Origin of the sequence: Halorubrum depositum (assembly GCF_007671725.1) — an archaeon.
Classification (GTDB): domain Archaea; phylum Halobacteriota; class Halobacteria; order Halobacteriales; family Haloferacaceae; genus Halorubrum; species Halorubrum depositum.
In genome coordinates this window covers 1277209-1301453 of record NZ_VCNM01000002.1, presented here as the reverse complement: position 1 = coordinate 1301453, position 24245 = coordinate 1277209, and the positions used below count along the sequence as shown (strand labels likewise).

At 70.1% G+C, this 24245-nt stretch carries 26 protein-coding genes; 12 read left to right on the top strand and 14 right to left on the bottom strand.

Going from position 1 to position 24245, the window contains the following annotated elements; genetic code table 11:
* Positions 1–26 precede the first annotated feature (26 nt).
* The 5 genes from FGM06_RS13970 to FGM06_RS13950 all read right to left on the bottom strand — a co-directional run bounded on the left by FGM06_RS13970 (position 27) and on the right by FGM06_RS13950 (position 2810).
* Positions 27–308, bottom strand: coding sequence for a hypothetical protein (locus FGM06_RS13970; protein ID WP_144799838.1), 282 nt, complete (start codon positions 306–308; stop codon positions 27–29).
* A gap of 55 nt (positions 309–363) precedes the next feature.
* Entirely contained in the window at positions 364–639 is a 276-nt protein-coding gene (locus FGM06_RS13965; RefSeq protein WP_144799837.1) for an ArsR/SmtB family transcription factor, read from the bottom strand.
* Between the two features lie 104 nt (positions 640–743).
* The gene (locus FGM06_RS13960; RefSeq protein ID WP_144799836.1) at positions 744–1238 is read right to left on the bottom strand and encodes a fasciclin domain-containing protein; all 495 of its coding nucleotides are present in this window, start codon (positions 1236–1238) and stop codon (positions 744–746) included.
* A gap of 168 nt (positions 1239–1406) precedes the next feature.
* On the bottom strand, positions 1407–2213 hold the full coding sequence (gene pheA / locus FGM06_RS13955) for a prephenate dehydratase (protein ID WP_144799835.1): 807 nt from the start codon (positions 2211–2213) through the stop codon (positions 1407–1409).
* Between the two features lie 42 nt (positions 2214–2255).
* Positions 2256–2810: a DUF7523 family protein gene (locus FGM06_RS13950; RefSeq protein WP_144799834.1), complete on the bottom strand. Its 555-nt coding sequence runs from the start codon at positions 2808–2810 to the stop codon at positions 2256–2258.
* A gap of 150 nt (positions 2811–2960) precedes the next feature.
* Here FGM06_RS13950 and FGM06_RS13945 point away from each other — a divergent pair, with 150 nt between their 5' ends.
* The 4 genes from FGM06_RS13945 (at position 2961) to FGM06_RS13930 (ending at position 9314) form a co-directional block, all read left to right on the top strand.
* Positions 2961–3830: a CbiX/SirB N-terminal domain-containing protein gene (locus tag FGM06_RS13945; protein ID WP_144799833.1), complete on the top strand. Its 870-nt coding sequence runs from the start codon at positions 2961–2963 to the stop codon at positions 3828–3830.
* Between the two features lie 2 nt (positions 3831–3832).
* The gene (locus FGM06_RS13940) at positions 3833–5026 is read left to right on the top strand and encodes a DR2241 family protein (protein ID WP_144799832.1); all 1194 of its coding nucleotides are present in this window, start codon (positions 3833–3835) and stop codon (positions 5024–5026) included.
* Positions 5027–5147: 121 nt separating this feature from the next.
* Positions 5148–7742, top strand: a complete 2595-nt coding sequence (locus FGM06_RS13935; RefSeq protein WP_144799831.1) for a DNA topoisomerase I — start codon at positions 5148–5150, stop codon at positions 7740–7742.
* Positions 7743–7811: 69 nt separating this feature from the next.
* The gene (locus FGM06_RS13930) at positions 7812–9314 is read left to right on the top strand and encodes an ATP-binding protein (protein ID WP_144799830.1); all 1503 of its coding nucleotides are present in this window, start codon (positions 7812–7814) and stop codon (positions 9312–9314) included.
* A gap of 43 nt (positions 9315–9357) precedes the next feature.
* On the opposite strand, the gene FGM06_RS13925 is transcribed toward FGM06_RS13930, so the two are convergent.
* From FGM06_RS13925 to FGM06_RS13905, 5 genes are all read right to left on the bottom strand, one after another.
* Positions 9358–9768, bottom strand: coding sequence for a DUF192 domain-containing protein (locus FGM06_RS13925; protein WP_186311027.1), 411 nt, complete (start codon positions 9766–9768; stop codon positions 9358–9360).
* 76 nt (positions 9769–9844) lie between these two features.
* Positions 9845–10099: a glutathione S-transferase N-terminal domain-containing protein gene (locus tag FGM06_RS13920; RefSeq protein ID WP_144799828.1), complete on the bottom strand. Its 255-nt coding sequence runs from the start codon at positions 10097–10099 to the stop codon at positions 9845–9847.
* A gap of 103 nt (positions 10100–10202) precedes the next feature.
* Positions 10203–11582 carry an NCS2 family permease gene (locus FGM06_RS13915; protein ID WP_144799827.1) on the bottom strand — a complete coding sequence of 460 codons (1380 nt, stop codon included), beginning with the start codon at positions 11580–11582 and terminating at the stop codon, positions 10203–10205.
* A 201-nt stretch (positions 11583–11783) separates the two neighbouring features.
* On the bottom strand, positions 11784–12497 hold the full coding sequence (locus FGM06_RS13910; protein ID WP_144799826.1) for a phosphoribosyltransferase family protein: 714 nt from the start codon (positions 12495–12497) through the stop codon (positions 11784–11786).
* 150 nt (positions 12498–12647) lie between these two features.
* Positions 12648–13106, bottom strand: coding sequence for a DUF7529 family protein (locus FGM06_RS13905; RefSeq protein ID WP_144799825.1), 459 nt, complete (start codon positions 13104–13106; stop codon positions 12648–12650).
* Between the two features lie 147 nt (positions 13107–13253).
* Here FGM06_RS13905 and FGM06_RS13900 point away from each other — a divergent pair, with 147 nt between their 5' ends.
* The 6 genes from FGM06_RS13900 to FGM06_RS16110 all read left to right on the top strand — a co-directional run bounded on the left by FGM06_RS13900 (position 13254) and on the right by FGM06_RS16110 (position 20028).
* On the top strand, positions 13254–14879 hold the full coding sequence (locus FGM06_RS13900; protein WP_144799824.1) for an ABC transporter substrate-binding protein: 1626 nt from the start codon (positions 13254–13256) through the stop codon (positions 14877–14879).
* Positions 14880–14907: 28 nt separating this feature from the next.
* Positions 14908–15900, top strand: a complete 993-nt coding sequence (locus tag FGM06_RS13895; protein ID WP_144799823.1) for an ABC transporter permease — start codon at positions 14908–14910, stop codon at positions 15898–15900.
* Positions 15900–16919 carry an ABC transporter permease gene (locus FGM06_RS13890; protein WP_144799822.1) on the top strand — a complete coding sequence of 340 codons (1020 nt, stop codon included), beginning with the start codon at positions 15900–15902 and terminating at the stop codon, positions 16917–16919. The genes FGM06_RS13895 and FGM06_RS13890 overlap by 1 nt, the downstream gene beginning before the upstream one ends.
* Positions 16916–18127 carry an ABC transporter ATP-binding protein gene (locus tag FGM06_RS13885; protein ID WP_144799821.1) on the top strand — a complete coding sequence of 404 codons (1212 nt, stop codon included), beginning with the start codon at positions 16916–16918 and terminating at the stop codon, positions 18125–18127. The genes FGM06_RS13890 and FGM06_RS13885 overlap by 4 nt, the downstream gene beginning before the upstream one ends.
* On the top strand, positions 18124–19224 hold the full coding sequence (locus tag FGM06_RS13880) for an ABC transporter ATP-binding protein (RefSeq protein ID WP_144799820.1): 1101 nt from the start codon (positions 18124–18126) through the stop codon (positions 19222–19224). Before FGM06_RS13885 ends, FGM06_RS13880 begins: the two co-directional genes overlap by 4 nt.
* 138 nt (positions 19225–19362) lie before the next feature.
* Positions 19363–20028, top strand: a complete 666-nt coding sequence (locus FGM06_RS16110) for a hypothetical protein (RefSeq protein ID WP_186311026.1) — start codon at positions 19363–19365, stop codon at positions 20026–20028.
* A 139-nt stretch (positions 20029–20167) separates the two neighbouring features.
* On the opposite strand, the gene FGM06_RS13870 is transcribed toward FGM06_RS16110, so the two are convergent.
* The gene (locus tag FGM06_RS13870; RefSeq protein ID WP_144799819.1) at positions 20168–21010 is read right to left on the bottom strand and encodes a polyprenyl synthetase family protein; all 843 of its coding nucleotides are present in this window, start codon (positions 21008–21010) and stop codon (positions 20168–20170) included.
* A gap of 57 nt (positions 21011–21067) precedes the next feature.
* Positions 21068–21736, bottom strand: coding sequence for an NADPH-dependent F420 reductase (gene npdG, locus FGM06_RS13865; RefSeq protein ID WP_144799818.1), 669 nt, complete (start codon positions 21734–21736; stop codon positions 21068–21070).
* A gap of 120 nt (positions 21737–21856) precedes the next feature.
* On the opposite strand from npdG, the gene FGM06_RS13860 reads away from it, so the two are divergent.
* Entirely contained in the window at positions 21857–22162 is a 306-nt protein-coding gene (locus FGM06_RS13860; RefSeq protein WP_144799817.1) for a MazG-like family protein, read from the top strand.
* Positions 22163–22212: 50 nt separating this feature from the next.
* Positions 22213–22380: a hypothetical protein gene (locus tag FGM06_RS16105; protein WP_186311025.1), complete on the top strand. Its 168-nt coding sequence runs from the start codon at positions 22213–22215 to the stop codon at positions 22378–22380.
* Positions 22381–22403: 23 nt separating this feature from the next.
* Here FGM06_RS16105 and FGM06_RS13855 read toward each other — a convergent pair whose 3' ends face one another.
* On the bottom strand, positions 22404–22595 hold the full coding sequence (locus tag FGM06_RS13855; RefSeq protein WP_144799816.1) for a hypothetical protein: 192 nt from the start codon (positions 22593–22595) through the stop codon (positions 22404–22406).
* A 50-nt stretch (positions 22596–22645) separates the two neighbouring features.
* Positions 22646–24232, bottom strand: a complete 1587-nt coding sequence (locus FGM06_RS13850) for a cobyric acid synthase (protein WP_144799970.1) — start codon at positions 24230–24232, stop codon at positions 22646–22648.
* Positions 24233–24245: the final 13 nt, after the last annotated feature.

The following is a 24245-nucleotide window of genomic DNA, read 5'->3' as shown; positions in this document are numbered from 1 at the left end:
CGGAGGCAGAAGAGAAGACGGCGGCGTCAGTCCCAGGTCACGTAGACGAGGAAGGCGATCCCGACGAACTCCAGGATCTGGAGGTACATCATCGCTCTGACCGCCGGCGTCGACATCTGGGGCGGGTTGAGGTAGTAGAACAGCGCCAGCGCGTTCTCGGCGAGCAGAAAGAGCGCGAACAGCGTCGATCCGAGGGTGTGCTTCGAGCGGATCTCGAGGTAGTTCCGTCCCCAGATTCCGACGAGGACGAGCAGCAGCAGGATGTTCACCGCCGCGGCGACTCGCGCCACGTCGAGCGTGAGGGTCATTCCGCGCCCCCGTCGATTCCGCTGTCGGCCGTTGCGTTCCAGGTTCGGGTCATGCTCACTCCACTTGGTCGATGATGTTCTCGACGGTCTCCCAGTGATTCCGGGTTCGGTCGGTCGGCAGATAAACCGCACCGTAGCTCTGTTCGGTGCTCTCGACCACGCCGTTCTCCTCGAGCACCTCGAGGTGGTGTCTGACGGTCTTGTACGCGAGATCGAGGTCCTCGGCGAGCTGGTTGGCGTTCCGCGGCCGTTCGTCGAGCGCGCGGAGCAGGCGGGCCCGATTGGGGCCGCCCCGCGTCCCGGCCAACACCTGCCAGAGAACCGGCTCCATCGACCGAATTCAACGGCGGTGTGATACATAAACGCGCGGATACCCGTACCGCGGCGGAGGGAGGGCGCGTCACGTCGTCGGGGACCATCGGACTGCGGGGCCCGCTACGGCAGCAACACGCCGTCGATGACGTGGATGAAGCCGTTCGACGCCTCGATGTTCGTATCGACGATATCGGCCTGGTCGCCGTTGAGGTTGGTCCCCTCCACGTCGACCTTCGCGCCGTTCAGCGTCGGCAGCTCGTCCGACGTGGTGACCGACTCCGCGTCACGGCGACCGGGCGTGACGTGATAAGTGAGGACGTCGAGCAGGAACTCGTCGTCCACTTCGTCCACGTTGTCGACAGTGATGTTGGCGGCGTTGAACGCCGCGTCGGTCGGCGCGAACACGGTCAGCTGCCGGTTCCCGCTCAGCGTCTCGACGAGGCCCACCTCCTGGACCGCGGCGACGAGCACGTCGAAGCCGTCGGCCGCGGCGGCCACGTCGACGATGGTGTCGCCCTCGCTCGGCGGCCTGGCCGCGGCCGCACCGACCCCGCCGAGTAGCGTTGCTGTTCCCGCGCCGACGCCCCTGAGTACCGTCCGTCTGTTAGCGTTCATGGGATATACCCACGCGTACGAACGCCACAGTATGCAATCAACTATTTTGTGAAAGTAACCATATTTCCGCAGTAAAGAGGCCCAAATCTCCGTCGATATTGCCGGTTTCGGTCGATCGTCGGGACGAGAGGAACGGGTTCGGAACGGACCGAAACCGGACGGAAAGCGCTACTCCAGCACGTGTTCGGTGTCGTACGAGCCCAGCACGCGCACCCACCCGTTGTCGGCGATCGCCTCGACGTCCTCGACCGCCTTCGCCATGTGGTCCTCGTAGAGCCCGGCGTCGACGTCGAAGTGGAACAGGTAGTCGCCGAGGCGCTCCCCGCTCGGGCGCGACTCGATCCGCGAGAGGTTGAGGTTGCGGTCGGCGAACGCCTCCAACAGCTCCAGCAGGAGCCCGGGGTAGTTCGCGTTCGGGTAGACGATGAGAGTGGTCTTCCCGCCGGCGTCCGAGCGCGCGGACGCGGGCGCGACGACGAGGAACCGGGTCGCGTTGGAGGTGCGGTCCTGGATGTCTTCCGCGAGGATGGTGAGGTCGTCGCCGGCGTTGTCCGGGTGGCCGATCCCGGCGATGCGGGCGTCCTCGCGGGCGCGCTCGACCCCGCGGGCGGTGGAGGCGACCGCCTCGAGGCCGGCGTCCGGGTAGTGCTCCTCGAGCCAGTTCCGGCACTGCGCGAGCGCCTGCGAGTGGCTGGCGACGACCTCGAACTCGGACCCCTGCGCGAGGAGGGCGTGCCGGATCGGGGTGACCACCTCGCGGGTGACCGCGACGTCGTACTCCGCCAGCGCGTCGAGGCTCTCCGTGACGGAGCCCTCGATGCTGTTCTCGATGGGCACGACTCCCCGCTCGAACTCGCCGGAGGCGACGGCGTCGACGATGGCGGTGACCGACTCGCGGAACGACACCTCGGCGGCGACGGCCCGCGCCGCACGGTGTGAGTACGTGCCGGCGGGACCGAGCGTGACGGCGTTCATCGCCCCTACCTATCAGACCGCGTTAGAAAAGCGTGCGGGGTCTCATCCGTCCGCGCCGGCGGCGCCGTCGGTCGGCACCGCCGTCAGCGCGTTCTCGGCGACCCGCACCGCCGTCGCGCCGTCGCGCCGCCCCACGACGACGACGAGGGCGTCCCCGGCGACTCCCGCCGCCGCGACGTCGACGTCGGCGGCGTCGAGGCGGCGGAGGACGGTCGCGAGCACCCCGGCGTCGACGTCGCCGGTCGCGAGGACGGCGGTGTCGCGTCCCTCGGAGACGACCGCCGCGCCGCCGACCCGGAGGAGGGAGTCGGCGCCGTCGCCGGCGGCGTCTCGCTTCCCCTCGAGCACCCCGACCCCGCTCCGCATCGACACGCTCGCCGCGCGCTCGGCGGTCGCGTACGCGGGGAGATCCTCCCGGAATCGGCGGAGCGCGGTCGCGATCGCGTCGGTGTCCGCGTCGGCGTCACCGCCGCCGAGGTCGGCCTCGTCGGCGAGCCACGCGGCGGCGGCGCTGTGGTTCAACACGCCGGCGCGGAGCGCGTCGAGGACGAACGGGCGGGCCCGGGCCGCTTCGCGGGTGTCGGCTGCCAGCGACATGGTCGGGAGTGCGGCGCGGGCCGCCATGGCGATTTCGGTCCGGATCGGCGACCGTCATCCCGCCGGAGCGCGGCGGAGCGCGCGGCCGCCGCGTTCCCGCCGCGCCGCACGTGCCGAAGTCCCTAAGAGCGGCGCGCCCCCAGCGTGGGTATGCAGTCGCTCGTCATCGTCGCACACGGCTCGCACCTCAATCCGGAGTCGAGCGCGCCGACGTACGACCACGCGGACACGATCCGCGCGACCGGCGCGTTCGACGAGGTGAAGACCGGCTTCTGGAAGGAGGAACCGCACTTCCGGGAGGTGCTCCGCACCGTCGAAGGCGACGAGGTCTACGTCGTCCCGCTGTTCGTCTCGGAGGGGTACTTCACCGAGCAGGTGATCCCGCGCGAGCTCCGGCTCGACGGCTGGGACGTCTCAGCGTGGGACTCGGACGGCCTCTCGGCCGACCAGGCAACGCTCGTCGCCGAGGACATCGACCGCGAGGTCCACTACTGCGGCCCGGTGGGGACCCACCGCGCGATGACCGACGTGATCGTCCGGCGCGCGGAGTCGGTCACCGGCGACCCCGACGTGGGCGACGGGTTCGGCCTCGCCGTCGTCGGCCACGGCACCGAGCGCAACGAGAACTCGGCGAAGGCGATCGAGTACCACGCCGACCGGATCGCCGAGCGGGACCGCTTCGACGAGGTGGAGGCGCTGTACATGGACGAGGACCCCGAGGTCGACGACCTCCCCGACTTCTTCGAGAGCGACGACGTCGTCCTCGTCCCGCTGTTCATCGCCGACGGCTACCACACCCAGGAGGACATCCCGGAGGACGTCGGGCTCTGCGAGGACCACACGGAGGGGTACGACGTGCCGACCGCGGTGGACGGGACCCGAATCTGGTACGCCGGCGCCGTGGGCACCGAGCCCCTGATGGCCGACGTCGTCATGGAGCGCGCGGCCGACGCCGGCGCCGACCTCGGAGGCGCGCTCGACGACGTGCGCGAGACCACCCGCGTCGCCACGGGGGACTGACGATGTCAGAACCCGCCGCGGAGTCGGCAGACTCCGGAAGCGATCCCGAGGTGCCCTCGATCGACCTCCCGAGCGACGCCTTCGACGCGGTCCTCGACGCGCTCTCCGACAAGACGCCCGGCGACCCGCTCCGGTTCGAGGGGTTCAGCGTCGCTCCCGACCTGCGCGGCGACATCGACGAGGACCGGTACGTCTTCGCCGACGGCGACCGCCGCACCGGGCTGACGGAGGGCGAGCTCCACGAGGCGCTCGCCGAGCGCGCCCCCGCGGTCACGGACTGGTACACCTTCGAGCGCGTCGTCGGCGAGTTCGGTCCCCGCCGGGCGTTCCTGCGCTGGTTGGAGGACGCCGACGGCGCGACGGTGGCGACCCGCTACGCCGCGCTCGCGGAGGGGATCGAGCGCGCGTGGGGCGAACTGAAGATCACGGCCACGATAACCGACCGCGGGGAGCGCCGGTACGACGTGCGCCACGCCGACGACGCCGGCGTCCCGGTCGACGAGCTCGACGCGTACGAGGACCCGCTCGACGCACGCGAACTCGTCACGTACGACGAGAAGGGACGCTACCGCCCCCTCAAGACCGCGCCGTCGCTCGCGGGCGGATGGGTCTTCCCGGAGCTCGGCCCCCGGGACGCCTACGAGGCGGTCGAGACGATATACCCCGCGACGGTCGCCAACTGGCACCGCGAGCGGGAGGGCGAGCTCGACGTGAGCCACTGGCGCGAGACGATGGAGCGCCAGTCGGGCATCTACGGGGTCGTGAAGACGTGGGACCGCGGCGAGGGCCACGAGCACGTGAACTGGGTCGCGGAGGCGTGCTGCGACGACTCGCAGTGTCTGAAGCGCCGCGAGTGGGAGTACGACGACGAGACCGACCTCGACGTCGACGGCGGCGACGGCGTCTTCCCCTGCCGTGAGCCCTGCTCGGTCGTCGTCTCGGCCGCCCGCAAGTGGACGCGGCTGGAGAGCGAGCAGCCGCGGACGTACGAGTTCGAGCTGACGCCGAGCGAGAAGGAGCAGGTCGAGGACATCGTCGACGCGGTCGCGGACGGGCGGATAGACGAGATCCGCGAAGCGGACACGAAGGAGGGCGCGAACCGCTACCGCGCGCGGTTCCTCCGCACCAAGCTGTTCGACGAGGAGGGGAACCTCGCGGGCGTGCCGACCGAGGAAGACGAGGAAAGCGAGGAGTAGCGGGACGACGAAGCCGAGGGGAAGCGCGCGGACGGAGACCGACGCTCGTCTCACGCGCGTGCGGGCGATCTTAACTTGTGTCACGAAACCTTTAGACGGAGGACCCGCCTATCCCGGGGCAATGAGTCGCGGCCCCGAGCTGATAATCACGGAGAAGGACAACGCGGCGCGCCGCATCGCCGAGATCCTGAGCGGCGAGTCCGCGACGACGGAGCGGCGGAACGACGTCAACGTGTACAAATGGGGCGGCAAGCGCTGTATCGGCCTCTCGGGCCACGTCGTCGGCGTCGACTTCCCGGCCGAGTACAACGACTGGCGCGACGTCGAGCCGGTCGAGCTCATCGACGCGCCGGTCACGAAGGAACCCACCCAGGAGGGGATCGTCGCCGCGCTCCGGACGCTCGCACGGAACGCCTCCCGGGTCGTCATCGCGACCGACTACGACCGCGAGGGCGAACTGATCGGCAAGGAGGCGTACGAGCTGGTGCGCGAGGTGAACGAGGACGCATCCATCGACCGGGTCCGGTTCTCCTCGATCACCGACAACGAGGTCAACGAGGCGTTCGCGAACCCCGACGAGCTCGACTTCGACCTCGCGGCCGCCGGCGAGGCCCGCCAGGTGATCGACCTCACGTGGGGCGCGGCGCTCACCCGCTTCCTCTCCTTATCGGCCCGCCAGCTCGGCGACGACTTCATCTCGGTCGGCCGGGTGCAGGGGCCGACGCTCAAGCTCATCGTCGACCGCGAGCGCGAGATCCAGGCGTTCGACCCCGAGTCGTACTGGGAGCTGTACGGGAACCTGACGAAGTCCGGCGGCGACCCCTTCGAGGCGCGCTACTTCTACCTGAACGACGAGGGCAACGAGGCCCAGCGCGTCTGGGACGGCGACGTCGCCGAGGTGCTCACGGAGGCGCTGGCGGCGGCGGACGAGGCCGTCGTCGACGACGTGAACCGCCGGACGCGCACCGACGAGCCGCCGACCCCGTTCAACACCACGGCGTTCATCCGCGCCGCCGGGTCGCTCGGCTACTCCGCCCAGCGCGCCATGTCGCTCGCGGAGGACCTGTACACCGCCGGCTACGTCACCTACCCGCGGACGGACAACACGGTGTACCCCGAGGACTTAGAGCCCCGCGAGCTGATAGAGGAGCTCTCGGCCGCCTCGACGTTCGGGAAAGACGCGAAGAGCCTGCTCGACCGGGAGGAGATCGAGCCCACCGAGGGCGACGAGGAGACGACCGACCACCCGCCGATCCACCCGACCGGGGAGCTCCCGTCCGCCTCGGACCTCTCGGAGGACGAGTGGGAGGTGTACGAGCTGATCGTCCGGCGCTTTTTGGCGACCTGCGCCGAGCCGGCGACGTGGGAGCGGCTCCGCGTCGTCGCGCTCGCGAACGGCGGGGCGACCGCGATCGCCGAGGGCGCGGACGGGCTCGCCGCCCTTCGCAATCCCGAAGACGCCGACGGCCCCGCCGACCTCGTCGCCGACGGCGGGCTCCGGCTGAAGGCGAACGGCAAGCGGCTCCTGGAGGCGGGCTACCACGACGTCTATCCGTACCGCTCCAGCGACGAGCGGATCGTCCCCGACGTGGAGGTCGGCGAGACGCTCGCGCTCGACGACCGCCGCACCGACGCGAAGGAGACCCAGCCGCCCCGCCGCTACGGCCAGTCGCGGCTCATCGAGGAGATGGAGAAGCGCGGCGTCGGCACGAAGGCGACCCGCCACCGCACCTTAGAGAAGCTGTACGACCGTAACTACATCGAGAGCGACCCGCCGCGGCCGACCCGGCTCGCGGAGGCGGTCGTCGAGGCGGCCGAGGAGTTCGCCGAGCACATCGTCAGCGAGGAGATGACCGCGCAGCTGGAGCGCGACATGCAGGCGATCGCGGCCGGCGAGAAGGGGTACGACGAGGTGACGGAGGCGTCCCGCGAGCTGCTCGACCGCGTATTCGACGACCTCACCGAGTCCCGCGACGCCGTCGGCGACCACCTGCAGAAGTCGCTGAAGGCGGACAAGACGCTCGGCCCCTGCCCCGAGTGCGGCGCGGACCTCCTCGTTCGGAAGTCCCGACAGGGGTCGTACTTCGTCGGCTGCGACGGCTACCCCGACTGCGAGCACACCCTCCCGCTCCCCTCCACGGGCAAGCCGCTTATCTTAGACGAGAGCTGCGAGGAGCACGACCTCCGGCACGTGAAGATGCTCGCGGGCCGGAAGACGTTCGTCCACGGCTGCCCGCAGTGCAAGGCCGACGAGGCCGACGACCAGGAGGACGAGGTGATCGGCGTCTGCCCCGACTGCGGCGACGAAGACGGCGGCGAGCTGGCCATCAAGCGCCTCCGCTCCGGCTCTCGGCTCGTCGGCTGCACGCGCTACCCCGACTGCGACTACTCGCTGCCGCTCCCCCGCCGCGGCGAGATCGAGGTCACCGACGAGCGCTGCGAGGAGCACGACCTCCCGCACCTCCGGGTCCACTCCGGCGACGAGCCGTGGGAGCTCGGTTGTCCGATCTGCAACTACCGCGAGTTCACCGCCCGGCAGGAGGGGTCGGAGCTCCAGACCGTCGAGGGGATCGGCGAGAAGACGGCCGAGAAGCTGCAGGACGTCGGCGTCGACGGCGTCGACGACCTCAAGTCCGCGGACCCGGACGACCTCGCCGCCGACGTCGACGGCGTCGGCGCAGACACCGTCCGGGACTGGCAGGCGAAGGCGGACTGACCGGCCGGTTCCGTCTCGGCGACCCGATCCATAAACACATAAACGAAGGACCCGTCAGCCCGCTTACGTATGGGACGCGATCGCGAGACGGACCGAGACGCGGACGGCGCCCCTCCGCCCGGAGACGGCGACCGCCCGGTCGAGGAGCGGCCGCCGAGCGCACCGGACGGCGACGCGGTCCCGGCCGTCCTCCGCTCGTTCGTCGACGCGGTCCCGACGCCGACGCTCGCGTGCGACCCGGAGAGCCGCGCGATCCGCGCGGCCAACGCGCCGGCGGCGGACCTGCTCGACCGCGACCGCGGCGCGCTGACGCTGACGGGGCTCGACGACCTCGGCGAGTCGGAGACGACGGCCGGCGGCGACCCGGTCGGCGCGGCCGTCGACGCCGCGCGCGACGTCGATGGCGTCACTCGCTTCGAGTGGACCGTCGCGAGCGCCCCGACGCGGCGCCTCGAACTCGCCGTCCGCGCCGCGACGGTCGCCGGCCGCGAGTGGCTGATCGTCGGCCTGACCGACGTCACCGACCGGGTCACCGCCGAGGAGCGGCTCCGGTCGCAGCTCCGGGTCACCGACGCGATCGCCGCGACGGTCCCGGCCGCGCTGTTTCAGTGCACCGCGCGCGGCACCCTCTCGCGGTGGAACGACCGGCTCGCCGCCGACGCCGGCTACGAGGGCGAGGAGCTCTCCGGGACCGCGCTGACGTCGCTGTTCGACGACGAGACCCGCGACGCCGTCGCCGACGCGCTCCAGTCGGTCTACGGCGAGGGGCGGAGCGCGGAGTGCGAGGCGACGCTCGTCACCCGGTCGGGGGAGCGCGTCCCGTACCGGCTCTCGCTCGGCCCGGTCATCGACGGCGACGATGTCGTCGGCGCGGTCGGGGTCGGCGAGGACGTCACCGAGGCGTCCCTCCGTGAGGAGCGGCTCGCCGTGTTGACCCGGGTGCTCCGCCACAACTTCCGGAACGACCTCAACGTCGTCACGGGGTTCACGGAGCGGGCGATCGACGAGGTCGACGACCCCGAGCTCGTCGCCGAGCTGGAGCGCGTCGTCGACACCGCCGAGCGGCTGCTGCGCGTCGGGGAGACCTCGCGCCGAGTCGAGCGGCTGCTCGCCGACCGGCCGACCCCCCGGCCGACGGATCTCGCAGACACGGTCGAGGAGGCGCTGGTGACGGTCCCGCCGGAGCTCCGCGAGCGCGCCGACATCGCGGTCGACGTTTCGGAGGGGATCGCGGTGTCGGCGGTCGGCTACCTCGCCGAGGCGATCGCGGAGCTCGTCGACAACGCGATCCGGCACAGCGACGCGGCCCGTCCCTCGGTGAGCGTCACGGCCGCCGAGCTCCCCAGCGAGTCGTGGACCTCCCTGGTCGTCGCCGACGACGGGCCGGGGATCCCGCCCGCCGAGCGCGCGGTGCTCACCGGCGAGGAGACGCCGCTGGAGCACGCCAGCGGGCTGGGGCTCTGGTACGTCAACTGGATCGTCAGCGCCGGCGGCGGCGGCTTCGACATCGGCGAGAGCAAGGCCGGCGGCACGCGGATCGAGATGGAGCTCCGCACGGCGGACGGCGGGTAGGGTTCGAAGGACGAGGAGTAGGGTCGACTCGTCGCGGCTCGGATCAGTCGACGAGCCGGACCTCGTCGCCGACGGCGACGTCGGCGGCGGCGCCCGCGGGGAGTTCGACGACCGTGTCGGCCCGCCCCCGAGCCAGCCCGACGAACGGGGCGAGCCGCTTTCGCTTCCGCACCTCGCCGTCGACGAGCCACAGCGCGTCGATCGCGAACGGGACGAACAGCATGTGGAGCCACTGCGCGCCGGCCTCCTCGAACGGGAAGACGAGCGCGTAGCCCTCGGAGATCGAGCGTCTGAACATCAGCCCGCGGCCCTGTTCGAGCGTCGACCGGGCGACGTCGACGTCGTCGGCGAGGACGGTCGGCTCGCGGTCGCCGTCGGCGAGTTCCGCGTCGGCGACGGTCGCCGCGTCGCTCTCGGCCTGCGCGCTGCGGTGGACGAGTCGCACGCTCCGCACGTGGCGACCGTCGGATAAATAGCCTCGCGATCGAAATCGCGAGAAGCCGGCCGTTACCGGGACTCCCGCCGCCGGCTCAGCTCGCGCTCCCGTACGTCTCGTCGAGGTATTCGACGATGTCGTCGCTCTCGGACATGCCCTCGATCCCGTTCGCCTCGTCGACGAGGACGGGCACGCCGGTCTGCCCGCTGACTTCCTCGACCTCGGTGCGCTCGGAGTGCGAGCGCGGCACCATCACCGACTCGTACTCGAGATCGAGCTCGGCGAGCTTGGTCTTCACCTTCGCGCAGTACGGGCAGCCCTCCAGTTCGTAGAGCGTCAGATTTGCCATCACCCTCCCTTAGGCGTAGACGCGTAAAGAAGTACGGCGGGAGATGCGCGCGGCGCGCACGGCCGGCGGTTATGTTTAAAAGGAGCCGCGACGGCGACGCGCCTCAGAGGATGACACCGCGCGTCTGCAGCACGTAGTAGGCGGCGAGCAGCGCCGCGATGACGTACTGACCGAGCGCGACCTCGTCGTACTCGCCGACCGCGACCTTGATCAGCGGGTAGGCGACGATGCCGGCGGCCAGCCCGTCAGCGATCGAGTAGGCGAACGGCATCACGGTGACCGTGAGCCCCGCGGAGACCGCCCACGCCGGGTCCGACCAGTCGACCTCGACGAGCCCCTGCAACATCATCACACCGACGACGATCAGCGCGATGAAGGAGGCGTACTCCGGGATGGCGGCGACGACGGGGATCACCGCGAGCGAGGCGACGAACAGCAGCGCGATGACGAGAGCCGTCAGGCCGGTGCGACCGCCCTCCTCGACGCCGGTCGACGACTCGATGTACGTCGTCACCGTGGAGGTGCCGAGCACCGCGCCGGCGGTCGTCCCCACCGCGTCGGCCATCAGCGGCTTGTCCATGTCGGGGAGGTCGCCGTCCTCGTCGAGGAAGTCGCCGAACTGCGAGACGCCGATGAGCGTCCCGGCGGTGTCGAAGAAGTCGACGAAGAAGAACGTGAACACGACGAGGACGAACGTGAGCGGCTCGATCTGCCCCAGCCCGTCGACGAACGCCCCCGCGAGCGGCGAGATGTCGTACTGCGCGCTCGGGAGCGTCTCCGGCGTGATCGTGCCGCGGTCGAAGAATCCGGCGAAGGTGAGCCCCCAGCCGACGACGGAGGTCGTCAGGATCCCGATCACGATCGAGCCCGTGATACCGCGCGCCCAGAGCCCGAAGGTCAAGACGAGCCCGGCGATTCCGAGGATCGCCCACGGGTTCCCGAAGATCCCGCCGAGCGTGACGAGCGTCGCGTCGTCGGGGACGACGATCTGGAGCTCCTGAAAGCCGATGAACAGGAGGAAGAGGCCGATACCGGCGCCGACCGAGCGCTTCACCGGCTCGGGGAACAGCCGGATGACGTACTCGCGCGCGCCGACCGCGGTGAGCAGCATGAACAGGATCCCCTCGACGAACACCGCGGCGAGGGCCGTCTGCCACGGGATCCCGAGCCCGAGCACGACGGTGAACGCGAAGAAGGCGTTGAGCCCCAGTCCGGGCGCGAGCCCGAACGGGCGGTTGGCGTACAGCGCCATCACCAGCGTCGCGAGCGCGGACGAGAGGATCGTCGCGATGGCGATCATCTGGACCACCTCGAAGAACTCGTAGCCGGGGATCTGGATCGCCTCCGCGAGGATGAACGGGTTCACGACGATGATGTACGACATCGCGAGGAAGGTCGTGAGCCCCGCGACCAGCTCCGTACGGACGTCGGAGTCGTGCGCCTCCACGTCGAACCGCGCAGCCAGCGTGTCTGAAAGCCCCATTGAACGGATGTGTCTACTTCCGTATCGGATGATAAGCCTTGCTGAACGAACGCGGAGAATGTACAGAAACGTGTATTGTTATCTCGTTATAGCCGTCAATAATTTAAAAGAAATGCGAGAACGTGCCTACTTTCGCACCGGCGCACCCGCGGTCCACGCGAGCGCGCCTCTCCGAGGGTCGTCGACGCGCCCACCGGCGCGTTACTCGAACGTCGTCAGCGCGCCGACCGGCGCGTCCGTGATCTCTCTCGCGCGCTCCATCCCCTCGTCGCCGACGGCGATGAGGGCGAAGACGCCGGTGACGTCGGCGTCGGCCTGGAGGGCGATGTCGAGGAGGAGCTCCTGCGTCTCGCCCGACCGGATCAGGTCGTCGACGACGAGCACGGTGTCGCCGGCGTCGACCGCGCTCGCGGGGAGGTAGTAGGTGAGCTCGATGCCGGAGGCGAGCCGCTGGCGCGACTCGATGAACTCCTCGACGGCGGTCTCCTTCGACTTCTTGGCGTACGCGAGCCGCGCGTCGAAGAAGGAGGCCATCGCCGCGCCGAGGGTGATCCCGTCGGTGGCGGCGGTGAGGACGACGTCGGGCGACTCGAACGCGAACGTCTCCGCGGCGACGGGCGCGACCAGGTCGAGGAACGACTGGTCGAAGACGACGCCGGAGTTGTCGACGTACCCCTCCTCGTCGAACTCGACGCGGGCGATCAGCTCGTCGGCGAGCGCGTCGCGGCCGACCGCCTCGACGACCTCGCTCGCCCGGTCGGCGCCGGGCAGCACGTGACCGTTCACGTACCGGTTCAGGTCGCCGGCGGGGAGGCCGGTCACCTCGGAGAGCTCCTCGTACGTTCGCGTCTCCTTCAACATCCGCAACACGGCGACCGCCTGCAGCTGGAGGGCCGCCTTCTCTGCTCGGTTCATGGGAATGATCGTGATCGCACAAGTATGAATACGTCGAAGTGTTCTCCGACCCAGATACACATGATATTGCGTGCCACGGGCGCGGCGGTCGATCACGGTCGCGGCACGGCGGTCGAGCAAGGGGTCCGTCGCCGCGCCGGACGGCCCGTCTCAGGCGTCGGTCGTCCCGTCGAAGAAGACCGTCGGGTCGGTCACGTCGATCTCGACGACGTCCCGGTCGTCGAGGGGGCGGAGTCGGACCGTGAGCGCGCCGGCCGCGTCGGCGCCCGCCCGGAGCGAGTCCAGTTCGTCGACGCCGAGGTACGTCGGCACGCAGACGGCGATCTCGGCGTCGCCGTCCTCTGCAACGATGAGGCGGTATTCGACCCCCTCGGCCGCCGCGGCGTACACCCGGACCGTGTCGACGTCGGCGTCGCCGACGACCGCGCTCGCCTCCTCGAACTCCGAGCCGGGGAGCAGCACGTCGATCCGCGCCGCGTCGGCGACTGGATTCACGTCGCCGGGATGGGCGGCGACCGCCGTCCAGCCCCGCTCGCGGTACTCCGTCGCCGTCGCGTCGGTGTCGGCGACTACGTCTCCCCACCGCTCGCCCGGATCGGTCCGTCGCATGTACCCGTGGTTCCGTCGGAATCGTAAATACCTGTCCAGTCGCTGTGGATACTTGTCCAGTTACCGTGACAGAAACCGGCGGGAGCGACGGCCGACGGGGCCGTTCGCGTCGTTAAGTTCATAACGTTCCCTCGTATGAGGTATGCTATGAGTTCTGACAACGACGATCAGATCAACAGGCGGACGATGCTCACGTACGCCGGCACCGCGGCCGCGGTCGGCCTCGCCGGCTGTTCCGGTAACGGCGGCGACGGCGGTGACGGTTCGGACGGGTCCGACGGCGACGACGGCATGGACGGGTCCGACGGTTCGGACGGGTCGGACGGCGGCGACGACGCCTTCGAGATCGGGGTCACCATGGGCCAGATGGACTCCGGGCTCGACCCGCAGGACCACGCCGAGACGAACACGGAGATCATCGTCGGACAGGTGTACGAGGGCCTGCTCGACCGCGACAAGGAGGGCGGCATCATCGCCGGGCTCGCCACCGATTGGGAGCGCACCGAGGAGGGCGACGTCCGGTTCGTCCTCCGCGAGACCTCCTTCCACAACGGCGACCCGGTGACGTCCGAGGACGTCAGATTCAGCATCCGCCGGATCGTCGACGAGGACGTCGGCATCGCCAGCCCGCAGTCGAACGACCTCGGGTCGGTCACCGAGGTCGTCGCCGGTGACGGCGAGGTGACGGTCTCGTTCGAGGGGTTCAATCCGATCGCCTTCCAGCTGTTCGCGACGAACGGGCCGATCATGCAGCAGTCGTGGGTCGAGGAGAACGACGGCAACTACATCAACCGGAACACGAACGGCACCGGGCCGTTCATGGTCACCGAGTACGACTCCGGGAACCAGGTCGTCTACGAGCCGAACGAGGACTACTGGGACGGCGACGTCCCGGTCGACGAGCTCACGATGGAGGCCTCCAGCGAGTCGAGCACCCGCGTGAACCGCCTGCTCGCCGAGGAGACGGACATCGTGACGAACGTGCCGCCGCAGGAGGTCTCGCGCGTCGAGAGCTCCGACGTCGCCGGGATCAACTCCGTGCCGAGCGCCCGGATCATCTTCCTGCAGATGCGGTACGACGTCGAGCCGTTCTCCAGCCAGCAGTTCCGGCAGGCGATGAACCACGCCGTCGACGTCGAGAGCATCATCGAGAACGTCCTCAACGGCTTCGGCAACATCACCGGACAGCCCACCTTGGAGGGCCACGTCGGTCACAACCCCGACATCGAGCCGTACCCGTACGACCCCGACGAGGCGGAGCGGCTGGTCGAGGAGTCCGGCCACGCGGGCGTCGAGATCACGCTCCAGACCCCGATCGGTCGCTACCTCGGCGACGTCGAGATCGCGCAGGCCGCGGCGAGCCAGATCGACTCGCTGTCGAACGTCTCCTGCGAGCTCGAACAGCGGGAGTTCTCCTCGCTCGTCCAGGACATCACGACGGGGAACATCGAGGACAAGCCGCACTTCAACCTCCTCGGCTGGGGGAACGGCGAGTTCGACGGAAGCCAGACCATCACCCCGCTCATGACGACCGACGGGGCGCTCACCATCTTGGAGAACGAGGAGCTCGACCAGCTCATGGTCGACGCGGAGAACACCGAAGACCCCGACGAGCGCGTCGAGATCCTCCAGGAGGCGAACCAGCTCGCTCACGACCTGGCCCCGTGGGTGTTCCTCCACCAGCAGTTCAGCGTCTACGGCGTCTCCGGCGACATCTCGTGGGAGCCGCGGGCCGACGAGTTCATCGACCCCGACACGGCCACTCAACAGTAACGCGCGCCGACCGCGCACATCGCTATCAATGTCATTCGGCAGATTCGTACTCAAAAGAAGCCTCCAGGGACTCGGCGTCGTCTGGGGGGTCGTCACCGTCGTGTTCGCGCTCCGGTTCGTCACGCCCGGGAGCGCGATCAACGCGGTCGCCCCGCTCGACGCGAGCCAAGAGACGCGACAGGCGATCGCCGCAGAGCTCGGCTTAGACCAGCCGCTGTACATCCAGTACGGGCAGTACATCTTCGACCTCCTCCGCGGCGACATGGGGTTCTCGTACATCCGCGGCCAGGAGGTCGTCGGGCTCGTGTTCTCGCGGCTGCCGGCGACGGTCGAGCTCGCGCTCGCCGCGAGCGTCGTCGCGATCGCCCTGTCGATCCCGCTCGGCGTGCTCAGCGCGACCCGGCGCAACCAGCCGGTCGACTACGGCGCGACGCTGTTCTCGCTCGGCGGGATCAGCACGCCGAACTTCTGGCTGGGGATCATGCTCATCCTGATCTTCGCGGTGGAGTTCGACGTGTTCAACACCAGCGGCCGCGGCGTCGACGTCGGCGACGTGGCGCTGTCGGTGATCGGCTCGGAGCCGTTCGTCGGCACGCTGCTCGCGTGGCTCGCGTACATCACCCTCCCCGCCATCGCCTTGGGGACGTACTTCATGGCGCTCATCACGCGGCTCACCCGCTCCGGAATGTTAGACGAGCTCAGTAAGGGGTACGTCCAGGCCGCGCAGGCGAAGGGGCTCCCGCAGACGCTGGTCCGGTACAAGCACGCGCTCCGGAACACGCTCATCCCGGTGATCACGGTGCTCGGCCTCCAGCTCGGCACGCTGATCGGCGGCGCGGTGATCACCGAGGCGGTGTTCTCGTGGCCGGGGCTCGGCACCCTCGTCATCGACAGCATCAACCGCCGCGACTGGCCGGTGTTACAGGGGAGTCTCATCGTCATCGGCACGAGCTTCGTGCTCGTGAACGTCCTCGTCGACGCCGTCTACGCGTATCTCGACCCCCAAGTGGTGAACGACTGATGGTTTCCGCACGTGTCATCCGCAATCTCAAATCGGAGTTCAGGAACAGCGCGCTCGCGAAGATCGGCTTGCTGCTCGTGGTCGGTATCCTGTTTACCGCCGCGTTCGCGCCGTTCATCGCGCCGCACGACCCGACCGAACAGCAGCTCGACCAGAGCGAGCTCCCCCCGCTCGGCTTCAGCGAGACCACCGAGCGGACGACCTCGCAGATGGTCGACGGGGAGCTCCAGACCGTGACCGAGACCGTCGAGGTCACCCCCGACGCGGCACACCCGCTCGGCACCGACAGCCTCGGCCGCGACATGCTCTCGCGGATCGTCTACGGCGCCAGGACGTCGCTGGTCGTCGGCGTGCTCGGGACGCTCCTCGCGGCGTTCGTCGGCGTCCCGGTCGGGCTGTTCGCCGGCTACCACCGCGGGAACGTCGACGACCTCCTGATGCGCATCGCGGACGTGAGCCTCGCGTTCCCGTCGCTCGTGCTCGCCGTCGCGCTCATCGGGCTCTGGGGACGCGCGGCGATCAACGTCCCCGACCCCTTCGTCGTCGCCGGGCTCGCGCCCGAGATGCCGGAGAGCTTCGTGTTACCGATAACCGTGGTGATCGTCGTCGGCCTCGTCAACTGGGTGTGGTTCGCCCGCGTCGCCCGCGGGGAGGCGCTCTCGCTACGGAGTCAGGAGTACGTCAAGGCGTCCCGAGCGCTCGGCGCCGACGACACCTCGATCATCTGGAACCACGTCCTCCCGAACGCGATCACGCCGATCATCGTCCTCGCGACGGTGCAGGTGGCGGCGATCATCCTCCTGGAGAGCTCCCTCTCTTTCCTCGGCTTCTCGGGGACGACGCTCTCGTGGGGCTTCGACATCGCGCAGGGGCGCGACTACGTCTCGTCGGGGCAGTGGTGGATCGCGTCGCTCCCCGGCCTCGCGATCATGTTCTCCGTGATCGGGATCAACCTCCTCGGAGACTGGCTCCGCGACTCGCTGGACCCGGGCATCGAGGGTGAAGGGGGTGCCGCATGAGCCAGGGCGTGCGGGCCGGCTCCGCGCTGCGGAGCGACGACCTGCTCTCGGTGTCGGACCTCTCGACCCGCTTTTTCACCGAGGAGGGGCAGATCAACGCCGTCGAGTCGGTCTCGTTCGACCTCCGCGACAACGAGATCCTCGGGATCGTGGGCGAGTCCGGCTCCGGGAAGTCCGTGACCGCGCTGTCGCTCATCGACCTCGTCGAGTCGCCCGGCCGGATCACCGAGGGCGAGGTGTGGTACCGGAATCCCGACCTCGCCGACGAGTTCCGCGCGAACGACGCGGTCGGCGTCGACGGCGACCACGTCGACCTCCGGACCGTCCCGCCTCGCGTCCGGCGGTCGCTCCGCGGCCCGTCGTTCAGCACCATCTTCCAGGACCCGATGAGCAGCTTCAACCCCTCGATCACGGTCGGCGAGCAGATCGCCGAGGCGGTCGAGGTCCAGCGGCGCGCGACGGCGAACCCGCGGTCGACGCGGTCGCGGACGCAGGGATACGGGCTCGGCCAGTACCTCCTCGACGGGATCGTCCCCGGCCGCGGCTACACCAGCGAGGAGAGCGTCGACCGGGCGATCGAGCTGCTCGAACAGGTCGGGATCCCCGACCCCGCCGAGCGCGTCGACGAGTACCCCGGGGAGTTCTCCGGCGGGATGCTCCAGCGCGCGATGATCGCGCAGGCGCTGGCCGGCGAGCCCGACGTGCTGATCGCCGACGAGCCGACGACCGCGCTCGACGTCACGATCCAGGCGCAGATCCTCAACCTCCTCACGGAGATCCAAGAAGAACGCGGGATGAGCATCGTCCTCATCACCCACGACCTCGGCGTCATCGCGGAGATGTGCGACCGGGTCTGCGTGATGTACGCGGGCGAGGTGGTGGAGCGCGGGACGCTCGACGCGGTGTTCGACGACTCGGTCCACCCGTACACCGAGGGGCTCCTGGGCTCGATCCCCGACCTGGAGGACCCGCGACCGCGGCTCCAGCCGATCGAGGGGAACGTCCCCGGGCTGGTCGACGCCGAGATGGACGACCGGTGTTACTTCGCCGACCGCTGCCCGAAGGCGATGGAGTCGTGCTTGGAAAAGCCCGCGGAGCGCGTCGTGGACGCCGACGCCGAACACGGGGCGAAGTGCGTCCTCGCGGACCGCCCGTACGATCCGAGCGAGGCGCTTCCCGAGGACCACTTCGGAGGTGACGCGGAATGAGCGACGCCGACCGCGGGGACGGCGACGGCACGGCCTCCGCCGCCGCCGACCCCCTCCTCTCAGTCGAGGGGCTCCGGAAGTACTACGCGGACGAACAGTCGCTGCTCGACCGCGTGCTCGGCGCCGAAGAGCAGAGCGTGAAGGCCGTCGACGGCGTCTCCTTCGAGGTCGCCGAGGGCGAGACGCTCGGGCTCGTCGGCGAGTCCGGCTGCGGCAAGTCGACCACGGGCGAGACCGTGCTCCGCCTGCGCGAGGCCACCGACGGCCGGGTCTCCTTCGACGGGGCGGACTTACTGGAGATGACCGACGCGGAGCTGACCGAGTTCCGGAAGCGCGCGCAGATCGTCTTCCAGGACCCGTTCTCCAGCCTCGACCCGCGCATGACCGCCGGGGACATCGTCACCGAGGGGCTCCGGATTCACGGTATCGCCGACCGGGCCGAGCGGCGCGACACCGCAAAGGACCTGCTCGAACGCGTCGGCCTCTCCGCCGACCAGATCGACCGCTACCCGCACGAGTTCTCGGGCGGCCAGCGCCAGCGCATCGGCATCGCACGGGCGCTCGCCGTCGACCCGGAGTTCATCGTGCTCGACGAGCCGGTCTCCGCGCTCGACGTCTCGGTGCAGGCGCAGATCCTCAACCTCCTCGACGACCTCCAGGAGGAGTTCGGGCTCACCTACCTCTTCATCGCGCACAACCTGGGCGTCGTCCGGCACATCTGCGACCGCGTCGCCGTGATGTACCTCGGCGAGATCGTCGAGACGGGGCCGGTCGACGAGATCTTCGCGGACCCGGCGCACCCGTACACGCGGGCGCTGCTGTCGAGCGTCCCGCGGGTGACGACCGAGGACCGGGAGGCGGAGTTCGAGACGCTCCGCGGCGACGTACCGTCGCCGCGGAACCCGCCCGCGGGCTGCCGGTTCCACACGCGGTGTCCGGAGGCGCGGGCGGCCTGCCGCGAGTCGTCGCCGGCGGCGTACGACGTCGGCGAACGCCGCTCGGCGACGTGTTTCCGCGCCGACGAGGACCACCCCTACTGGGAGAGCGAGCCGATCGAGGAGAACGCCCGAACGGCGGCCGACGGCGCCGACGACTGAGGCGGTCTGCGCCGTCGCCCGATAGTTCGACGAAACGGTTTTTCCGCTGACCTCACCGTTTAATTCGCGTTAAACCGCCGAAATTCAGCGCCACGGCTTCCCCGACTTATGTGGGTCCCGGTCGTTCGTCCGGTCGCAATGTCAGTCTCAAAATCCCTGCTGGCGGTGCTGGCGGTCCTGCTCGTCGCCGGAAGCGGTGCCGCGGTGACGGGCGTCGCACAGACGGACGCGGGCGCGTCGTCGGCGTCCGTCTCCGACCTCGAGATGGACGCGACCCTGGACAACGAAACCGTCGCGGTGACCGTGACCGACGGCGGTGACCCCGTCGAGAACGCCTCGATCACCGTCGAAGGCGACGAGGAGGTCACCGTCGCGACCGACGCGAACGGAACGGCAACCGTCGACCGCTCGGCCCTCAGCGAGGACGACGAATCGCTCGAGGAGCTCGAAGTCGAGTACGAGTCCGACCACGCGGAAGGCGAACTGGAGTACGTCGTTTCGGACGGCTCGCTCACCCTCGTCGAGGAGAAGTACGAGTACGAGGTCGATGAGGAGAACGACGAGTCGGACGAGGATGAATCGGACGAGGACGAGTCAGATGAAGACGAGTCGGACGAGGACGAATCGGACGACGACGAGAGCGAGATAGACGACGAGGCCGAGGGCGACGACGAGGAGGAATCGGACGACGACGAGGAAGACGAGGAAAATGAGGACGACGAGGAAAATGAGGACGACGAGGAAGATGAGGAAGACGAACACGACGATGACGACGATGACGACGAGGACGAAACGGACAGCTAACCACGCCTGAAGCCTCTCGTCCCGCTAGCGGAGCGCGATTCTCCGACGAACTCTCGCTTTTCTCGCAGCGAACGAGCGTACTCGGTACGCGGAGCGGATCGTGAAAAACGCGTGCGACGGCTTCGACGAGTCGCGGGCGCTACCGCTCGCGCACGACGACGAACTCCGCGAGGTCTCGGAGGTACTCGATCGCCTCCGTCTCCGGCGGGTCGGCGTCGTCGAGCGCGGCGAGGGCGAGCTCCGACTGCTCGCGCGCCCGCTCGTCGATCTCCTCGGGGGACAGCGAGGTGACCTGCAGGACGGAGGGCCGGTCCATCTCTGCGTCCTGGCCCGTCGGCTTGCCGAGGTCGTCGGCGTCGGCGGTCGCGTCGAGCACGTCGTCGCGCATCTGGAACGCGACGCCGACGCGCTCGGCGTACTCGCCGAACGAGTCGATCGCGTGGGAGTCGGCGCCGCCGGCGACCGCGCCGAGCTCGGCGGCGGCCCGGAACAGCGCGCCGGTCTTCCGGCGCGCGAGCTCCATGTACTCCGCCTCGGTCGTCGGGCGGTCGGCGAGCTCGGTCGCCTCGCCCTCGCCGAGCTCGACCATCGCCTCGGCGACGGTCCGCATCGCGCGCGGCTCCCCGGAGAACAGCCCGAACGCCTCGCCGAGCAGGCCGTCGCTGGCGACGATCGCGGGGCCGTACCCGAACTCCGCCCACGCGGAGGGGGTGCCGCGCCGGACCTCCGAGCGGTCGATGATGTCGTCGATCACGAGCGACGCGTTGTGGACGAACTCGATCCCGGCCGCGAAGTCGACGGCGTCGTCGGGGTCGCCGTCGAACGCCTCGCAGGCGAGGATCGTCACCGCCGGGCGGACCCGCTTACCGCCGGCGAGGACGACGTGACCGACCTCGTCGGACAGCTCGTCGGGCTCGACCTCGTCGATGACGGCCTCCAGCCGGTCTTCGACCAGCGCGACCCGGCGCTCCAGGTACTCCATCTATCGTCCGGAGGGACCGGTCGCGCAAAGGCCTAACGGAACGACGGTCGCGGGCGCTTACGTGAATCGAACGCCGAGGTCGTGGAGGCCGTCGTTGTTCTCGGCGACGTTGATAAGCAGGGGGGTGAGCCCCTCGATCTCGGGCGCGTTGGCGATCCCGCCGGCGTCGAGCGCGCGGAGCCCCTCGATTCCCTCCGCGACGTCGGACACCGTCCGCTTCGCGTCCTCGTCGTCGCCGATCACGAGCGTGTCGATCCCGAGGTCGGCGTCGAGGTTCGCGAGCCGGGCGGCCGCGAGGTTGTGAAACGCGCCGACGACGTCGACGCCCTCCGGCGCGGCGTCGGCCGCGATCCGCGTCACCGACCCCGCGCCGGGTCGGTGGTAGTGGAACCCCTCCTCGTCGCGCTTCATCCCCGTCGCCGGCGAGACGAGGACGTCGCCCTCGTCGAGTTCCTCCGCGATCGCCTCCACCGTGTCGCCGACGTGGTAGGGCGGGACGGCGAGGACGACGACCTTGGCCGCGGCGGTGACGGCGGCGTTCTCGTCGCCCTCGACAGTCGCGTCGAGGCCGCGGCTCGCCAGTTCGGTGGTGTACTCCTCGGCCTTGTTCTCCGCCTTCTCCGCCTCCCGCGAGCCGATCGAGACGCGGTGAGACGTGTCGGCCGCCAGCCGGAGCGCGAGCCCCTCGCCGATGTCGCCGGTGCCGCCGAGTATCGCGATCTTCATGGGTTGTGTGGGGTCGCTCGCGTCTTAGGGGTTGCGTGACCGGCCGTCCTCGCCACGGGTCGGGCGGGCGCCCTCTCCCGGATCGGGAGCTTCTTTTTCGACCGCACGGAGGCGACGCCCATGGACGAGCAGGACCGCGTCGCCGCGTTCGTCGCCGAGCACGGGCTGGAGACCGACCTCGCGTACCGCGTCCTCGACTTGGAGAGCGAGGTCGGCGAGGTCGCGAAGGAGGTCGCGACCTCGACGGAGTACGGGAACGACCCGGAGGCCGCCGCGATCGCGAGCGACGAGCTCGGCGACGCCCTCTTCGCGCTGCTGGCGCTCGCCGAGGCGGCCGACGTCGACGCCGCCGCCGCGCTCGACGAGTCGCTGGCGAAGTACGAGGCGCGGATCGACGCGTCCGGCGACGCCGGGTCCGGCCGGTAACGTCTCGGCGGGTGACGTCGGTTCAAGTGCGCCGGTCGCCTACCGCACTCATGGCCGACACTCCGTCGCTCGCGCTCCGCTACGTCGCCTGCGACGCCTGCGAGACGGTGTTCGCGCTGCCCGACGATCCGGACGAGCCGGACGCCTGCGGTCGGTGCGGCGCCTCCCCGCTCCGCGAGCTCCGCGGCCTTCGCGGGCCGGACGCGTATTTCGTGTGACCACGCCGGCGCCGGGGTGTGGGTTATCCCTCCTCCGCCGCCTCTCGCCGGTCCAGCGTTCCGTTGATCGCGAGCGGCGCGACCACCCCGCCCCCGATGAACAGCGCGAGCGGGACCCACTCCGGATACGCCAGGTTCAGCGATTCGATCGCCAGGGCGGCGGCGACGGTGAGGGCGATACACGTCCCGATGACGGCGTTCTCGCGGGAGACCATGCGCGACCCGTCGGCGGGAAGCGACAAGGAGATTTCGCCGCGAGACCCGGTCAGCCGAGGTCGCCGAACCCGATCGCCGCGAGGTCGACGTTGTCGGCGACGAGGTCGGCGGCGCGGTCGTACGGGGAGCGGTCGTCGGTCACGCCGACCGCGTCCCCGTCGCCGTCGCCCGATCCGACCGCCGGCCGCGATTTCCCCGCCGCCGCGAAGACGCGCTCGACGAACGCCGTCCGGACGCCCTTGTTCTCGAAGAGGCCGTGGAGGTAGGTCCCGAGCGCCCGGTCGGTCGCCGCGCTCTCCGGTCCCAGCGGGGAGGCGACCGCCTCGGTCGGCGACGACCGGCCCATGTGGATCTCGTAGCCCGTCGCGGTCCCCTCGGCGCCAGCGAGCGGGCCGACGCCCTCGACCGAGCGCGTCACGCGCTCCACGCGCTTGTCGGTCGCGAACCGCGTCTCGACCGGCAGGACGCCGACGCCCTCGACGTCGGTCGCCGACCCGGTCCCCTCGACGTCGGCGTTCGTCAGCCGCTCGCCGAGGATCTGGTAGCCGCCACAGAGGCCGACGACCGGCCCGGAAAAGTCCCGGAGCGCGTCGTCGAAGCCGGCCTCACGGAGCGCGAGCAGGTCGTCGACGGTGTTCTTCGACCCGGGGAGGACGACCGCGTCGGCGTCGCCGAGGGGGTCGGTCCCGCCGTCACGGGACGCGTCCAGCGGGACGTACGCGACCCGGACACCGGGCTCGCGCGCCAGCGGCTCCATGTCCGTGAAGTTCGAGATGCGCGGGAGCCGAGGGACGGCGACCCGGACTGCGTCGGCGTCGGGGACGCCGTCGTCGTCGCCGAGGACGCCGGGATCACCGCCCTTCCGACCGGCGCTCCCTCGCCCGTCCCCGCCGTCCGCGCCCGGCAGCGAGAGGCTGTCCTCCGCGGGGAGCCCGGGGTCGTCGTGCGGGACGACGCCGACGATCGGGACGCCCGTGCGCTCCTCGATCTCGGCGATGCCGGGCTCCAGCAGGGTCGGGTCCCCGCGGAACTTCGTGATGACCGCGCCGGCGACGCGGTCGCGGACGTCCTCGGGGAGTAGTTCGAGGGTGCCGTAGAGGCTCGCGAAGGCGCCGCCGCGCTCGATGTCGACCGCGATCAGGATCCGAGCGTCGGCGAACCGCGCGCTCTCGATATTGGCGAGGTCGCGGTCGTGGAGGTTGATCTCGGCGATGCTGCCCGCCCCCTCCGCGACGATCACGTCGTGATCGACCGCGAGGCGGCGGTGCGCCGCGACCGCGGCCTCGCGGGCGGCCTCCCAGTGCGATTCGTAGTAGTCGCCGGCCGCGAAGTGCCCGACCGCCTCCCCGTCGACGATCAGCTGGCTCTCGCCGTCGCCGCGGGGCTTGAGCAGCACGGGGTTCACGTCGGTCGTCGCCGGGACGCCGGCGGCCCGGGCCTGCACGTACTGGGAGACGCCGATCTCGCCCCACTCGCCGTCCGGCGCGAGCGCGACCCGGGCGTTGTTGCTCATGTTCTGGGCCTTGAACGGGGCGACCGCGACCCCGTTCCGGGCGAGGTGCCGGCAGAGCCCGGCCGCCAGCGTGCTCTTGCCGGCGTGGCTCGCCGTGCCGGCGATCAGGACGGTGTCCGCCATCTCGCTCACGGCC